Source organism: Clostridium sp. D46t1_190503_E9 (genome assembly GCF_015555225.1).
Classification (GTDB): domain Bacteria; phylum Bacillota; class Clostridia; order Clostridiales; family Clostridiaceae; genus Clostridium.
In genome coordinates, this window is the sequence record NZ_JADNKB010000005.1 from 210,722 (window position 1) to 226,053 (window position 15,332).

Below are 15,332 nucleotides of genomic sequence, written 5' to 3' on the forward strand. Positions count from 1 at the left end.
GTAATTTATAACTCCTATATTTTATTGCAAAAAAATATATGTTTACAAATTAGAAACACTTGTATTCCAATAAAGAACATGGTAATATATTGGTAAAGGATGGTAAACCGAAGCTTGGGGTGATTTTATGAGGTTTATTAGTACTAGAGGAGGAGAAGTTAATATATCTTCTTCAAAGGCAATTATAAATGGAATTTCTAGTGATGGTGGATTATATGTTCCAGAAGAATTTCCTAATTTATATGAAAAAATAAAAAATAAAAAAAATCTTAAATATGAAGAAATTTCTTTTGAAGTCATTAAAGAATTTTTTACAGACTTTACTTATGAAGAAATTAAATTTGCAGTAAATAAATCATATGAAGATCGATTTAAAGTAGTAGAGGAAAATGGATTTTTAGAATTATATCACGGACCAACATCTGCATTTAAGGATGCAGCGTTGTTGTTTCTTCCTCAAATAATGAAATTAGCAAAAGAAAAAGAAAATATAAATGATGAAATTATTATTTTGGCAGCTACTTCAGGTGATACGGGAAAAGCAGCATTAGAAGGATTTAGTGATGTAGAAGGTTTTAAAGTACTTGTGTATTATCCGAAAGATGGGGTAAGTTCAGTACAAAAAATGCAAATGCTAACTCAAAAAGGTAGAAATGTAAAAGTTGTTGGAATTAAAGGGAATTTTGATGAAGCTCAAAGAGGCGTAAAGGAAATATTTGGGGATGAAGAATTTAAAGAAAAGATGTTAAGCGAGGGTATTAGGATTTCTTCTGCAAACTCAATTAATATTGGAAGGTTAATTCCACAAATAGTGTATTACTATTATGGATACTTTCAATTAGTAAATAAGCAAAAAATAAAATTAGGGGATAAGATAAATGTTGCAGTTCCAACGGGAAATTTCGGGAATATATTAGCTGCATATTATGCAAAGGAAATGGGGCTTCCTATTGCAAAGTTCATATGTGCATCTAATGAAAATAAAATCTTAGCTGATTTCTTTAATGAAGGAATATATGATAGAAGAAGAGAGCTTATATTAACAGAATCTCCATCTATGGATATATTAGTTTCATCAAACTTAGAAAGACTCTTATTCGAAGCTAGTGGACGAGACGCGAATGAAATAAAAACGTTAATGGAAGAATTAAAGAATAAGGGTGTATATAGTATTAGTAAGGAAAGTAAGGCGTTTTTAAAAGACTTTTATGGAAATCATGCGAGTATAAAAGAAGTATATAAAGCAATAAAGAATTTATATGAAAAAGAGGGCTATTTAATTGATACTCATACAGCTGTAGCTTATGTAGTTTTAAATAAGTATATTAAATCTACGGGAGATACAACACCATATTTGATTGCTTCAACAGCAAGTCCATATAAATTTCCAAGAAGCATAACAAATGCTTTAGAAATAGATACTAATAAGGATAACGATTTTGAAGTAATAAAAAGGCTAAATGAATATTGTGGAATAAATCTTCCTACTAATTTAAGAGATTTGGATAAGAAAGAGGTTCTTCATAATAATATTTGTAGCACTGAAAATATGAGACAAGTTCTTGAGGAATTTGTAGGAGAAAATATATGATAAGGGTTAGAGTACCAGCAACATCTGCAAATATAGGACCAGGATTTGATTCTTTGGGAATAGCTTTTAACTTATATAATGAGTATGAGTTTTCTGAATGTGAAGAAGGAATTAATTTTGATGGATTCAAAAATGAGTTTTGCAATGAAGAAAATATAGTATATAAGGCTATGAATACATGTTTCGAGAAATATGATTTTAAACCTAAAGGATTAAATATAAAATTAATTAAAGAGGATATACCTATTTCAAGGGGACTAGGGTCAAGCTCTAGCTGTATTGTTGCAGGATTATTAGGCGCTAATTATATTATGAAAAATAAATTAAGTATAGAAGAACTTTTTAAAATAGGAGTTGATATTGAGGGACATCCTGATAACATAGCTCCAGCATTTTTTGGTGGTATGGTTGTATCTGTTATGGAAGAAAAAGATGTTATTTACAATAAAATAGATATAAAGGAAGGAATTAGTTTTATAGCATTAATTCCGAAATTTGAATTATCAACTGCAATGGCTAGAAAGGTTTTACCTGTAGAAGTTAAAATTAGTGATGCTATATATAATATTAGCAGAGTATCATTAATGATTTCTAGTTTTGTAAGTGGAAAATATGAATTATTAAAATATTGTTGCAAAGATGCAATTCATGAAAAATATAGAATTCCATTGATAAAAGATTATAATTTAGTTTATAATAAATGTATATCACTAGGTGCATTGGGATGCTTTTTAAGTGGTGCAGGGCCAACAATTATGTCTATAATAAAAAGTAATGATACTAAGATGTTTTCAGATATAAAAGATTTCTTGAAAAATGAGAATATTAATTGGGATATTAAGGAGCTTTATATAGATAATAATGGGGCTACTATATTTGAAGGTGATACTAATGAAGGGGAATTTTCTAGTAGTAGATAAAAGAGTTTTGCCAGAGGTTTATGAAAAGGTAGTGGATGCAAAGAGATTGTTAAAAGAAGGAAAAGTTAAAGATGTTACTGAGGCAGCTAAAACGATTAATATTAGTAGAAGTGTTTATTATAAATATAAAGAGGCTGTTTTTGAACTTGCCGAAACTGAGCAGGGACAAAAGGTAACAATCAACATGATGATAAAAGATAATAAAGGTGTACTTTCTGGTATTTTAAATTATATTTCTGAAGAAGGAGGAAATATAATAACAATAAATCAAGGAATACCTATGAATAAAAGTGCAAACTTGAGTTTAACAATTGATATATCATCACTTAGTGGGGACTTAAAAACTTTACTTGAAGATTTGTCAAAATTAAATGATGTTGAAAAGGTAGAGTTTGTAGCTATGGAATAATTTTAATTAAGTTTAAAGCTTCTTTATTGAAGTTTTGATATCTTGCAAAGGGCTGTTGTAATGTGTTTATTTTATACAATTACAAAGCCTTTTTTTAATGATTTAAATTTATGAGTTCAATATGTAATATTTATAAATATTATATATACAATGTATTATATAGTAGTTTATTAGGAGCATAAGTCTTGTTAGAAATATTTTTATCAATTTCCATGGTACTTTTAACAACAACAGTAATACTTATTATAGAGTATAAAAAGATGAAAAGTAATAATAAGTAAAATAAAAGATTATCTCTAAGATATAGTAATATTTTACGAGATAGTCTTTTTACTTGTTTTTATAAGTTAGTGATAAAAATTAAACCTTTATTTATTTTGGGAAATTTGATATAGTAATTTTAAACATGAAGAAAAGATAGGAAACTTTAGTTTATAATGTATTTATAATAAAGTTTATATTTCTTTGCGTAAAAAATAAGGGGATGCTTAAGTTTCATATTGTGAATTTAAGAAATAATAAAAGATAATAATATTATTATAAGGAGGGATAAAGTTTGGAAATTTATTTTGACAACAGTTCAACAACAAAACCATATAAAGAGGTTATAGATGAAGTAGTAAATGCAATGGAGGAATATTTCGGAAACCCATCATCTCTCCATAAGATAGGTATGAAATCTGAAAAGAAGCTTGTTGAAGCAAGAGAATTTTTAGGGAAGAGTATAAACGCATCAAAAGATGAAATTTATTTTACATCAGGTGGAAGTGAAGCAAATAATCTAATAATAAAAGGGTTAGTAAAGCCTGGGCATCATGTTATTACAACTATTTTTGAGCATCATTCAGTTTTAATGACATATAAAGAACTTGAAAAGAATGGAGTTAAAGTTACATATTTAGATGTAGATAAAGATGGAAAGATATCTCTAGAAGATTTAAAGAATGCCATATGCAAGGACACAGTATTAGTTTCTATAATGCATGTTAATAATGAAATGGGAGCAATACAAGATATAAAGAGCATAGGAGAGATTATTAAAGAAAGAAGTTCTAGGGCAAGGTTTCACGTTGATGCAGTTCAATCTTATGGAAAGTTAGACATAGATGTAAAGAAAATGAATATAGACATGCTATCAGTGGCTGCTCATAAAATCCATGGTCCAAAGGGAATTGGATTTTGTTACATTAAAAAAGGAATAGTATTAAATTCATTAATAAATGGTGGAAGTCAAGAAGGTGGCTTTAGAGGAGGCACTCAAAATGTACCAGCTATAGTTGGTTTACATAAGGCAGCAGAAATCACTTTTAGTAATACAAAAGAAAACTTTAAATATGTAAGTGAATTAAAGGAATATATGATAAAAAGGCTAGAAGAAATAGATAATATACGAATAAATAGTCCTTTAAGTGAAGGTTTTACACCATATATATTAAATGTTTCTTTTATTGGAGTAAGAGCTGAAGTGTTACTTCATTTAATGGAAGATAAAGATATTTTTGTAGCAACTGGATCTGCTTGTACATCAAAAACTAGCGCAGCATCTGGAAGCTATGTAATAAAGGCTTTAGGATTAAATAATAAAGAAATAGAAAGTGCCATAAGATTTTCATTTTCAAGGTTTAATACTAAAGATGAAGTAGACAAAGTTATAGAAGTTTTAAAAAGTTCATTAACATTTTTAAGGAGAGTAAGAAAATGAATAAATTAATATTAGTAAAATATGCATCAGAGATTTTTTTAAAGGGCTTAAATAGAAATAAATTTGAAAAAAAATTAAGGGATAATATAAAGAAAAAGTTAAAAGGAATTGAATATACATTAATATCTGATCAAGGTAGATATTTTATTAAGGCGGATAATATAGAAGAAGCTACTGAAAGAGTAAGAAAAGTTTTTGGTGTTGCTGAGGTTTGTATAGTAACAGAAGTTCCAAGAGATATGGAAGCTATTAAAGAAGAGGCATTAAGAAAGGTTAAAGAAGCTAATCCTAAAAACTTTAAAATTGAAACTAATAGAGCAAATAAGGCATTCCCAAAAAATTCATTAGAAACATCTAAAGAAGTTGGGGCTTATGTAGTTTATCATATGAATGGATTAGAAGTTAAAGTTAAAAATCCAGAGTGTCTAGTAAATGTAGAAATCAGAGAAAATGCATATATATATACAACTAAAGATAAAATAAAAGGTGTAGGTGGCTTACCATATGGTATTAATGGTAGTACTATGCTTATGTTATCAGGTGGTATAGATTCTCCAGTTGCTGGATATTTAATGGCTAAAAGAGGTGTAGAATTACATTGTGTATATTATCATAGCCATCCATATACATCAGAAAGAGCTAAAGATAAGGTAAAAGATTTAGCTAAAATATTAGCTACATATACAGAAAGAGTAAACCTGCATATAGTACCATTTACAGAAATACAAATGGCAATAATAAATGGTTGTAGAGAAGATGAATTAACAATAATAATGAGAAGATTTATGATGAGAGTTGCATGTAGTTTATCAGAGAAATACGGTATTCAATCAGTATCATCAGGGGAAAGTATTGGGCAAGTAGCAAGCCAAACTATGGAAGGATTAATGGTAAGTAATGATTGCGCTGATAGACCAGTATTTAGACCATTAATAGCTATGGATAAAACAGATATAATGGATATAGCAAGAGAAATTGGAACATATGAAACATCAATATTACCATATGAAGATTGTTGTACTATATTTGTTCCAAAGCATCCTAAAACAAAACCAAGAGTAGATTTAATAAGAAAATCAGAAGAAGTTTTAAATATTGACGAATTAGTAAATAAAGCTATTGAAGAGACAGAACTTGTAGTATTTAACTAATATAGCTTTTTGAACAGAAGATAAGGAAGTGAAGATAAGGGTGAAGAGAAAAGTATCTTTAGTTATAAGTGTATTACTATCAATATTAGTTATGGTAGGATGCACTAATAATAAAGAAACATTAAATAGTGAGAAAAAATTAGTTGTTGCAATGTCTGGAACTTATTATCCTTTTACATTTTTAAATGGTGATAAGATAGAAGGATTTGATGTTGATGTATGGAGAGAAATAGGTAACAGATTAGGGTATAATATAGATTTTACAACGGCATCTTTTAGTGGTCTGTTTGGACTATTAGATACTAATAAGGCTAATACTATTTCAAATCAAATTACTGTTACAGAAGAGAGACAAGAGAAATATTTATTTAGTGATCCATATGTTTATAGTGGAGCGCAAATAATTGTACAAGAAGGAAATCCAAAATCAATTAATAGTTTTGAAGATTTAAAAGGAAAAAAAGTAGGAGTTGATCTTGGTAGTAACTACGAGCAAATAATAAGAGATAAAGATGTAAACAATGAAGTTTCTGTTGTAACATATCAAAATACAGATGCTGCCTTTACAGATTTATTACTTGGTAGAATTGATGGAGTAGTTATAGATAAGATTTCTGCAATAGTAACAATAAATGAAAAAAATTTAGATTTAGAGTTAGCAGGTGAGCCAATAGAACCTGTTGAAAATGCATTCCCATTTATAAAGAATTCAGAAAATGAAACACTAGTAGCAGAAGTAAATAAAGCTTTAAATGATATGAAAGAAGATGGAACCTTTACTGAAATATCTAATAAATGGCTAAAAACAGATGTAACTGGTTCAAATGTTAACTATATTAAATCATTATTAATAAGTATATTAAGTGGTTTAAAAACTACGTTAAGTTTGTCAATAATATCTATGATAATTGCTTTAGTAATTGGAGTTATAGTAGCTCTAATTAGAATTAATAATATAAAGATATTAAAGCAATTAGTAGAAGTTTATATATCATTTTTAAGAGGAACTCCACTTCTAGTTCAATTATTTTTACTTTACTTTGGATTGCCTCAAATAATACCATCATTAAAAGGTATTACGGCTTATACAGCAGCTGTAATAGGATTGGCTTTAAATGCATCAGCTTATATTGCAGAATCTTTAAGAGGTGCATTTGATGCTATAGATAATGGACAAATGGAAGCGGCTTTATCAGTAGGGATGACTAAGATGCAAGGAATGAAGCGTATAGTTATGCCGCAAATGTTTAGAGTTGCAGTACCTTCCCTTGGAAATGTATTTGTAGATAATATCAAAGGATCTTCTTTAGCATTTACATTAGGAGTAACAGAAGCTCTAGCTAGGGCACAAATGAGTGCAGCAGCAAGCTATAGATTTTTTGAAAGTTATATAGCTGTTGCAATAGTTTATTGGGTAACAATTAGTGTTTATAATGTTATACAAAAATCGATAGAAAAGAAGCTATCTGTTTACTAAGAGGTGACAAAGATGATTAAGATAAGTAATTTAAAAAAGAAATTTGGAAATGATGAAATTCTAAAAGGAATAAATTTAGAACTCAAAAAAGGTGAAGTAGTAGTAATAATTGGACCATCAGGGTCTGGAAAATCAACCTTTTTAAGATGTTTAAACTATTTAGAAATACCTACTTCAGGAGAAATTCAAATTGCAGATTTAAAGGTAGAAACTGATAAAGTTTCTAAAAGGGATATTCATAATTTAAGATCTAAATCAGCGATGGTTTTTCAAAATTATAATTTATTTAATAATAAAACTGTTATTGAAAATGTAACAGAAGCATTAATTGTAGTTAAAAGAATGGATAAAGAAGAGGCAAATAATATAGCAGCTAAAGCATTAAAAAAAGTTGGATTATTAGAAAAAAAAGATGTTTATCCAAAAACTTTATCTGGAGGACAAAAACAAAGAGTAAGTATAGCAAGAGCAATAGCTATAAATCCAGAGGTAATATTATTTGATGAACCAACTTCCGCTTTAGATCCAGAACTAGTTTCAGAGGTTTTAGGAGTAATTAAAGATCTGGCAAAAGAAAATATGACTATGATAATAGTAACTCATGAAATGAGATTTGCAAAGGATGTTGGAGATAGAATAGTATTTATGGAAAATGGGGTTGTAGTAGAAGAGGGAGCTCCAGAAGACATATTTACAAAACCTAAAAAAGATAGAACTAGGGAATTTTTAAGACTAATAGAAGAAAAATAAAAAAAATAAAAACAGCCTAAAATTTTTAGGCTGTTTTTATTATCTTGCTCTCATTCTTGTTGCTTGTTGTCTTGCTTTTTTAATTTGATTGTGATCAAATGGATGTAAGTCTTTTTTAGTAGTCAAATTAGCTATATTTGAAATAGTAATAACTTCTGAATCAGCCTTACCTTTTTCACCTTCAATTCCCATAACGATTACTTTATGACCTTGTTTAACATCAATAAAAGTTGGCTTTTTAAACCATTTTCTAGCCTTATATTGAGTTTTAACTACACCTTTGCCCATATCTGGTTTTATTAAAATATGAGCTGTTAACTTTCTTATTATACCTAGTATGTTTTTTTCTTCAATTTTTACAGATAAAACGGTACCAGCAGTACTAGTCATTCTATCACCGTATTTTTCCATATATGCATCTGTAAAGTATTTACTCATTTTATCTTTGAAACCCATAATTAAAACTCCTTTATATTAAGAAATATTGTCATAATCAAATAATTATAATAACAAGGTCATTATAACATAATTCTATTATTAATTAAATAAAAAATTAAATTAATTATTTACTCATTTCTATTTCATATAAATTAGTTAAAATTTTTATATGGAGCTCTTCATCTAGTATTATTCTATTAAGGATTGCAATTATGTTTTCATCATTAATTGAGTTAGCAGTTTTTCTATATAGCTTTATAGCTTCTTCTTCATTTTTTATATCCTCTAAAAGCATATCTTTTATTGAATCAGAAGTACATATAAATTTAGAATTCCAGTTTAATTTTTTATCTTTTTTATTTATAGAAAAGTCTGGATTTTCACCTAGAGCCACAATGAGTTCTCCTAAAATTTCTAAATGATGCATTTCAACTTCTGCTATCTTTTTTAATATATTTCCTATTATATTATTAGCAATTAGTCCTTGATAAGTATATTGAGTTACTGCAGTTAATTCAGAGATATTTCCAGCATAGCTTCTTTTTATTAAGTTAGCATAATTGGAATTTTTCTCAGAAATCTCTATTTTAGGATAAGGTAATCCTAATGAGCAATTTTCATGTAAGTCTCTAAAGTCATTTTTCATAATAGCTCCTTTAAATTATTTTTTATTATAGTATACGAAAAGAAGTTGTATGGTGATATCAAAAGAGCATAGATAGTAAAGTTTCTTATGTAGATTATTAATTGAAACATATATATAATAAAAATAATAGTATTATTTTAACGAACAATATGAAGGAGGATAAACATGAATATAATATTTAATGAAAGTACAAAGGAAGCATTATTAAGTGAAATAGAAAAAAGCAGCTATAATCATATAAGAGTAAAGGTAGTAGCAGTTGGATGTGGAAAGCCAGCTTATGATTTGTATGCAGATTTTATGTCAGACGAAGATTTCGAAGTAATTATAAATGAAGTGAAATTTACTATAGCTAAAAGAGATGAAAGGTTATGTAATGATATTGAAATAAAATATGATAAAGAAATTTATAATAAAGGGTTTTATGTGAGAAGTTTATAAGTTTTTATATAATATTAAACTAAGATTAGATATTATTTTATAAAAAGTAATTGATAAGCATAAAATAGAGCTTACTTATAAAAAGAAAGATGAATGAATTAAAAAAATTCATTCATCTTTTTTCATAATACTAAGAGGACACTAATTAATGCATCCATTATTAGTGTTGCCAAAAAGATAATTATTATACAAATTATTTAGTTTATTGAAATAAAATATCTAGATAAATCTATTTTATATTCTAATAGCATTTCAATTATTGTGTCTCTAAAATCATTTTGAGGTGATTTTTTTGTGTTAAGATTTGGAAAAGTTATGTTTGAATATAATAGATCCTTTGAATTCTTATAATTTTTTATAAGTATGTCTGCAGTTTTTATAACAAGGTCGTTCCAGTCATCTACTTTTACTTTAGAGCTATCTAGTTTAAAATATAAAGGATTTTTATCAGTAAAATCATTACAAATTTCTAGAAAATTATCGTTAATGTCATCATCTAAGGGGAGAGAATCCTCATTTTCATCTTTATTATCAGGTGTAGAGTCAAGCGTTGCCTTGTTATTTAAGCCCTTCATCCACTGTATATATTTTTCTATACTAATACTTATATCATGAAGTCTTATGGATGTGTCTCTATATTTTCCACTTAAGCTAAAGTTACGTTCATTTTTTATTATTGAGCTAGATATATCTTCTATATAATCTATTGTTTTTTCTAATGTATTTTTTAAATTTGTAAGAGAGTTGCTTATTTCTTTAGATGTATTAGGAAATTCTTTTGAGATAAATTCTATTACTTCAGTATCTATTATTGGATAGTTATCCTTTTTTTCTGTAATAGTAGTTTCCTCAATAACGTCGTTATTTGATGATTTTAGTATTGAAAATTTCTTACCAGCCATATTTATTCCTTTCAAAATTATTGCTATATATAATTATATTAATAAGTTTATTTAATATATAACTAAATTAGTAAAATAATAAATTTATATTGGGTAAACAATAGTATAAGTTAAACATATTATGTATTATCTAACTTTAAGATAAAAGGGGAAAATACAAATGAAAATATGTTTAACAAGAGTAAAAAATAATGACTGTATAGGCAATGAGTATAATCTAATAATTTGTGCAGATGAATGCATAGGAAGAGAGCTTAGGAGAAATTTACCAAGAAACATCTGTGGTGATGGAGTAAAGATAAATATAATCATTGTTAATTGTGGTAGAATTTTATCAGCTCCAGCTCTTCCATGTAATGACTTACTAGCAATTTCTACTCCGATTAGAGTAATAAGAAGAAATCCGTGCTGTAATAATAATTCTATTAACAGTTTTAGAAATGAACTAAATGGTTTTAGTAATAATTTTAATTTAGAAGGTTTAGAAGGCGAGGATTCAAGTATCAATGATTTTAATTTCAACGATTTTAATATTCATGATTTTAGTATTAATGATATAAGTAGTACAGACTGTAATAGTAGATTATCTAACAACGATTTTAATTTAGGATTAGAAAAGGTTAATATAAATTGTTGTTTTAGAGAATCTTTTGAACCTCAAGAATTTGTAATTATAGTAAGATCTTTTAGCCCATGGCTATCAAAATTCTTCTGTAAATTTCCACAAATGTTTTTAAAGGATTGTGAAAATACTATAAAACTAACTATCATATTTGATAGAAAGGGTAGTGTAATTCAAAATCAATGCTTCAACAATTGTTGTGGAGGCTGTGGAGGATTTGGCTGTGGTGGCGGATTTGGATGCGGAGGATTTGGATTTGGTGGTTGCGGATGTGACTGCTGGTTTGGATTAACAGCTCTTGCATTACTATTCTGTTGTTGTTAATTATAAAATAAACAAATGACAAATGCTAAGAGCCAAGATAAGATGAATTCTTACCTTGGCTTCTTTAATGTATGTTTTATAAATTGTTATAATTTTGTTATGAAACTGACACAGTTTTTATAGTATAATAGTATTGGGGAATTTAATATGCTTAAAGTAAAGTGAGGGAGTATTAGATATGGAGAAACTTCTCAAAGACAGAATAAATCTGACAATTGAGAACTATAGAAATGCAAAGGAAGATCTTAGAAATGATGGAGATTTAATTAATCACTTTGCATCATTAGTTTTTGCCCATTATGAAAAAGAAATTCCATTTGAGAGAGTAAAGGAAATAAGAAAATATATAAAAGCAACATCATCAAGGGTTTCACCTTTTAGAGGTGACATGCTTTATATTTTATCTTTATTAATTGCGTTAGAAGAAGGACATGAAAATAATTTAATTGATGATATATATGAAGTAATGGATGTTTTAAAATTTCAAGGATTTAATGAATGTGATTATTTAGTGTTAACTTCATTTGTTATAGCTAAATATGGATATAATAAAGATAAGCATAAGATAGCAAATAAAATGAAAGCTGTATATCTGCTTTTAAAAGAAAAATATTATAATATTACAGGCGAAGATGATTATTTAGTTTGTGCTCTATGGGCGTTAAATGATATTGATGTTAATACTATTGATGAGTTCATTGAAACTATTTATACTCATATGACGGATTTAAACATTAAATCCAAGAATAGCATTCAAGGATTAACAAATGCAATTATGTTAAATGGATCTTCAGGTCATATGTATAAAACAATAGAGTTTATGTTGCAATTAGAAAAGAGAGACATAAAACTGGCACAGCAATTTTTACCTTTGCTAGGTGTATTATCTAATAATGATATGAGAAAAAGTATTGATTTAATCGAAGATGTAGTAGATATGCTTTGTGAGGAAGAAAGTGAATACGAATATTATATGGATAAAGGATTTAGAACTATTATTGCAATATCAATACTTTCATTTACAACTATCTATGAAAAAAGAAATTATATAGATGAGTTATTAGCTCAAGGAGTATATTGTTTTATAAAATCAAAAAATAAAGGAATGTTTGCAGAAGCCTTAGCTTAAAAGGAGAAATTATGGAAAGGTTAATTTTGCATGTCGATATGGATGCTTTTTTTGCATCAGTTGAACAACTAGATAATAAGAGTTTAAGGGGAAAGCCAGTTATAGTTGGAGGCATTAGTGAAAGAGGAGTAGTATCAACATGTTCATATGAAGCCAGAAAATATGGAATACATTCTGCAATGCCAATTTTTATGGCACAAAAATTATGTCCACATGGAGTATATTTAAGAACTAGGATTTTTAGATATAAAGAAGTTTCAAATCAAGTTTTTGATATTTTAAGAGATGTTACTTCAATTATACAGCCTATTTCAATAGATGAGGCCTATTTAGACATAACTCATAGCAGTTTTAAAAATGGGATGGAAGCAGCAAGATATATAAAAAATAGAGTTCTTAAAGAAATTGGATTAACTATTTCCGTAGGTATATCATATAATAAATTTTTAGCAAAATTGGCTTCGGATTGGAACAAGCCTAATGGAATAAAAATAATTACAAAAGAAATGGTTCCAGATATTTTATTACCATTTCCAGTATCTAAGATACATGGAGTTGGGAAAAAATCAGTTGAAAAATTAAATAATATAGGAATATTTACTATTAAAGATTTATATGAAATGCCAAAAAGTTTTTATATAGAATATCTAGGCAAGTATGGTTTAGAAATCTATGATAGAATACGTGGAATTGATAATAGAGAAGTGGAAGTTGAAAGAGATAGGAAATCTTATGGAAAAGAAAGAACATTAAAGAGTGATACTCATGATAAAGAAGAATTAATTCTTTATTTAAAAGATTTTTCTAATGAAATAAGTAGATATCTTATAAGAGGTAATTTAGAAGGAAAAACTATCACAGTAAAATATAAAACAAGTGACTTTCAAAATCATACAAGAAGCAAAACATTAAATTATTATACTAATAATTTTGCGGATATATTTAAGACTTGTCAGGAAATACTAGATAATGAAGAAATAAATGAAGGAGTTAGATTAATAGGAGTTACGGTTTCATCATTTAAAGAGAATAAGGTGGAACAACTACGTTTATTTTAATTAAATTTTATAAAAAATAAGATTTGTTAAAAACTCTCTTTAATTACTAGAGATTTTCATTTATAATGAATTTTTGAGAGAAAAAATAATTTAACATACAGGAGGAGATCTTATGAATAAAAAAGATTTAGCAAGAATGATAGATCACACTATCTTAAAGGCAGATGCTACAGAAATGGAAGTTGAAAAACTTTGCACTGAAGCATTAGAGTATAATTTTGCATCAGTTTGTATTAATCCAGCAATGGTAGAAAAGGCTGCAAATATGTTAAAGGGTAGTGATGTGAAGGTTTGCACAGTTATTGGATTTCCTTTAGGAGCTACTACAACAGAAGTAAAAGCTTTTGAGACAGAAGACGTTATTAAAAAAGGTGCAACAGAAGTTGATATGGTTATAAATATAGGAAAGCTTAAAGAAGGAAACTTAGAATATGTTAAGAAAGATATAGAAGCTGTAGTTAATGCTGCAAAGGGAAAAGCTTTAACAAAAGTTATTATAGAAACTTGTCTTTTAACTGATGAAGAAAAAGTAACAGCTTGCAAATTATCAAAGGAAGCAGGAGCTGATTTTGTTAAGACATCTACAGGATTTAGTACTGGAGGAGCTACAGCAAGTGACATAAAGCTTATGAGAGAAACAGTAGGACCAGAACTTGGAGTTAAGGCTTCAGGTGGTGTTAGAAGTTTAGAAGATGCAATGGCTATGATAGAAAATGGAGCTACAAGAATAGGAGCTTCAGCTTCAATAGCAATTTGTGAAGGAACTAAATCTAATTCAAATTACTAATTATAAATATGTTATTATAAGGTAATCTAAATAAAGGTTACCTTATATCAATTATTAATCCATATATTCAACATTTTTTATAACATTAAATTAATCCTAAAAACAAATAATAAGGATGTAAGTTATAGGAGGTGTTTAATATGGCTAATGGATGTGGTTGTAAAAACAAAAAAGTAGAAGAAAAGAAACATACTGATGAATGTGGATGTCATGGAGCAAAAAAGACAGCTACAAATAATCAATGGGGTAAATAATAAGTAAATAAAGTATAAAAATAGGAGTTAATTAATTAACTCCTATTTTTATACTTTATTTTTGCATATTATATTTTAGTTTTAAATAGAAGTTTGTTTCTGTAACTTTTTGATAAGGATTAACCCATAAAGCACCTATACCTAAAGTCAATACTGCTAATAACCACCAGCCAATAAATGAAAGCTCTAATACAAAGAAATTCCATTTATAACCGTACATAAGCTTTGAACTTTCTCTTAAACATTCTACAATTCCCTTATCAGGATCTTCAGCTAAAATAAAAAAGGCTTGTGAATACATTATAGCTACTATAATACCAGGAATAATAAGAAATAATGTAGCTAGAAATATGGCAAATCCCATTAAAATATATAGTCCAAGTGCCTTGAAAAATATTCTAAATTGTGAAAATAAATCTGCAAATTTAGGATTTTCTTTATTAGTTGTAAGGTTTAAAAGAAATTTACTCAATCCGACAGAAATAACGCCACCAAAAATAAACGAAATTAAGTTTAATGTTAAAGTTAAATTGTCTGAAACTTCAATTACATAGTCCAGACCTTTTGTCATGCTAGTAGTGTCAACAATTAAACTTGCAACAAGTGCAGTGATTATTGCTAATCCCCAGCGGCCTTTTAATTGTTCCTTTGCTTTAGATTTTAATTCAGCTCTATTCATAGCACACCTCTAAAACTTGTTTTGTTATTATATTATATTTTAAATTATATAG

16 protein-coding genes are annotated in these 15,332 nt (G+C 27.5%); 12 read left to right on the forward strand and 4 right to left on the reverse strand.

The features are described from left to right. Positions 1-127: 127 nt before the first annotated feature. The 7 genes from thrC to I2E83_RS07785 all read left to right on the forward strand — a co-directional run bounded on the left by thrC (position 128) and on the right by I2E83_RS07785 (position 8,000). The gene (gene thrC / locus I2E83_RS07755) at positions 128-1,591 is read left to right on the forward strand and encodes a threonine synthase (RefSeq protein WP_195264278.1); all 1,464 of its coding nucleotides are present in this window, start codon (positions 128-130) and stop codon (positions 1,589-1,591) included. Beyond that, complete coding sequence (gene thrB, locus I2E83_RS07760; protein ID WP_195264279.1) at positions 1,588-2,511, forward strand: homoserine kinase; 924 nt, start codon at positions 1,588-1,590, stop codon at positions 2,509-2,511. The genes thrC and thrB overlap by 4 nt, the downstream gene beginning before the upstream one ends. Continuing rightward, positions 2,483-2,920, forward strand: coding sequence for an ACT domain-containing protein (locus I2E83_RS07765; RefSeq protein WP_195264280.1), 438 nt, complete (start codon positions 2,483-2,485; stop codon positions 2,918-2,920). The genes thrB and I2E83_RS07765 overlap by 29 nt, the downstream gene beginning before the upstream one ends. Positions 2,921-3,476: 556 nt before the next feature. Next, positions 3,477-4,622 (forward strand): cysteine desulfurase family protein, encoded by a 1,146-nt coding sequence (locus I2E83_RS07770; protein WP_195264281.1) that lies wholly within the window; start codon positions 3,477-3,479, stop codon positions 4,620-4,622. Continuing rightward, positions 4,619-5,773, forward strand: coding sequence for a tRNA uracil 4-sulfurtransferase ThiI (gene thiI, locus I2E83_RS07775; protein ID WP_195264282.1), 1,155 nt, complete (start codon positions 4,619-4,621; stop codon positions 5,771-5,773). Before I2E83_RS07770 ends, thiI begins: the two co-directional genes overlap by 4 nt. 28 nt (positions 5,774-5,801) lie before the next feature. Then, the gene (locus I2E83_RS07780) at positions 5,802-7,250 is read left to right on the forward strand and encodes an ABC transporter permease subunit (protein WP_257443060.1); all 1,449 of its coding nucleotides are present in this window, start codon (positions 5,802-5,804) and stop codon (positions 7,248-7,250) included. 12 nt (positions 7,251-7,262) lie between these two features. Then, entirely contained in the window at positions 7,263-8,000 is a 738-nt protein-coding gene (locus tag I2E83_RS07785) for an amino acid ABC transporter ATP-binding protein (protein WP_195264283.1), read from the forward strand. A 39-nt stretch (positions 8,001-8,039) separates the two neighbouring features. Here I2E83_RS07785 and I2E83_RS07790 read toward each other — a convergent pair whose 3' ends face one another. Next, positions 8,040-8,456, reverse strand: a complete 417-nt coding sequence (locus I2E83_RS07790) for a hypothetical protein (RefSeq protein ID WP_008678112.1) — start codon at positions 8,454-8,456, stop codon at positions 8,040-8,042. 106 nt (positions 8,457-8,562) lie between these two features. Further along, complete coding sequence (locus tag I2E83_RS07795; RefSeq protein ID WP_195264284.1) at positions 8,563-9,084, reverse strand: ferritin family protein; 522 nt, start codon at positions 9,082-9,084, stop codon at positions 8,563-8,565. A 165-nt stretch (positions 9,085-9,249) separates the two neighbouring features. Between I2E83_RS07795 and I2E83_RS07800 the strand changes: the two genes are divergently transcribed. After that, the gene (locus I2E83_RS07800; RefSeq protein WP_195264285.1) at positions 9,250-9,525 is read left to right on the forward strand and encodes a hypothetical protein; all 276 of its coding nucleotides are present in this window, start codon (positions 9,250-9,252) and stop codon (positions 9,523-9,525) included. Positions 9,526-9,722: 197 nt separating this feature from the next. Here the strand turns inward: I2E83_RS07800 and I2E83_RS07805 are convergent, their stop codons facing one another. Continuing rightward, entirely contained in the window at positions 9,723-10,427 is a 705-nt protein-coding gene (locus I2E83_RS07805) for a hypothetical protein (RefSeq protein ID WP_195264286.1), read from the reverse strand. Between the two features lie 160 nt (positions 10,428-10,587). Here I2E83_RS07805 and I2E83_RS07810 point away from each other — a divergent pair, with 160 nt between their 5' ends. From I2E83_RS07810 to deoC, 4 genes are all read left to right on the forward strand, one after another. Further along, a complete protein-coding gene (locus tag I2E83_RS07810) occupies positions 10,588-11,373 on the forward strand; it encodes a hypothetical protein (RefSeq protein WP_195264287.1) in 786 nt (261 codons plus the stop codon). A 178-nt stretch (positions 11,374-11,551) separates the two neighbouring features. Then, the gene (locus tag I2E83_RS07815) at positions 11,552-12,502 is read left to right on the forward strand and encodes a DUF4003 family protein (RefSeq protein WP_195264288.1); all 951 of its coding nucleotides are present in this window, start codon (positions 11,552-11,554) and stop codon (positions 12,500-12,502) included. 11 nt (positions 12,503-12,513) lie between these two features. Beyond that, positions 12,514-13,560, forward strand: a complete 1,047-nt coding sequence (locus tag I2E83_RS07820; protein ID WP_195264289.1) for a DNA polymerase IV — start codon at positions 12,514-12,516, stop codon at positions 13,558-13,560. Between the two features lie 112 nt (positions 13,561-13,672). Next, positions 13,673-14,347 (forward strand): deoxyribose-phosphate aldolase, encoded by a 675-nt coding sequence (deoC, locus tag I2E83_RS07825; protein WP_195264290.1) that lies wholly within the window; start codon positions 13,673-13,675, stop codon positions 14,345-14,347. Between the two features lie 309 nt (positions 14,348-14,656). Here the strand turns inward: deoC and I2E83_RS07830 are convergent, their stop codons facing one another. Continuing rightward, entirely contained in the window at positions 14,657-15,280 is a 624-nt protein-coding gene (locus I2E83_RS07830; RefSeq protein WP_195264291.1) for a DUF975 family protein, read from the reverse strand. Positions 15,281-15,332: the final 52 nt, after the last annotated feature.

Coding starts and splice junctions, on each gene's coding strand:
- I2E83_RS07790 (WP_008678112.1), bottom strand. CDS start 8,456: ATGGGTTTCAAAGATAAAATGAGTAAATACTTTACAGATGCATATATG.
- I2E83_RS07810 (WP_195264287.1), top strand. CDS start 10,588: ATGAAAATATGTTTAACAAGAGTAAAAAATAATGACTGTATAGGCAAT.
- deoC (WP_195264290.1), top strand. CDS start 13,673: ATGAATAAAAAAGATTTAGCAAGAATGATAGATCACACTATCTTAAAG.
- I2E83_RS07785 (WP_195264283.1), top strand. CDS start 7,263: ATGATTAAGATAAGTAATTTAAAAAAGAAATTTGGAAATGATGAAATT.
- thrC (WP_195264278.1), top strand. CDS start 128: ATGAGGTTTATTAGTACTAGAGGAGGAGAAGTTAATATATCTTCTTCA.
- thrB (WP_195264279.1), top strand. CDS start 1,588: ATGATAAGGGTTAGAGTACCAGCAACATCTGCAAATATAGGACCAGGA.
- I2E83_RS07805 (WP_195264286.1), bottom strand. CDS start 10,427: ATGGCTGGTAAGAAATTTTCAATACTAAAATCATCAAATAACGACGTT.
- I2E83_RS07800 (WP_195264285.1), top strand. CDS start 9,250: ATGAATATAATATTTAATGAAAGTACAAAGGAAGCATTATTAAGTGAA.
- I2E83_RS07830 (WP_195264291.1), bottom strand. CDS start 15,280: ATGAATAGAGCTGAATTAAAATCTAAAGCAAAGGAACAATTAAAAGGC.
- I2E83_RS07765 (WP_195264280.1), top strand. CDS start 2,483: ATGAAGGGGAATTTTCTAGTAGTAGATAAAAGAGTTTTGCCAGAGGTT.
- thiI (WP_195264282.1), top strand. CDS start 4,619: ATGAATAAATTAATATTAGTAAAATATGCATCAGAGATTTTTTTAAAG.
- I2E83_RS07815 (WP_195264288.1), top strand. CDS start 11,552: ATGGAGAAACTTCTCAAAGACAGAATAAATCTGACAATTGAGAACTAT.
- I2E83_RS07820 (WP_195264289.1), top strand. CDS start 12,514: ATGGAAAGGTTAATTTTGCATGTCGATATGGATGCTTTTTTTGCATCA.
- I2E83_RS07795 (WP_195264284.1), bottom strand. CDS start 9,084: ATGAAAAATGACTTTAGAGACTTACATGAAAATTGCTCATTAGGATTA.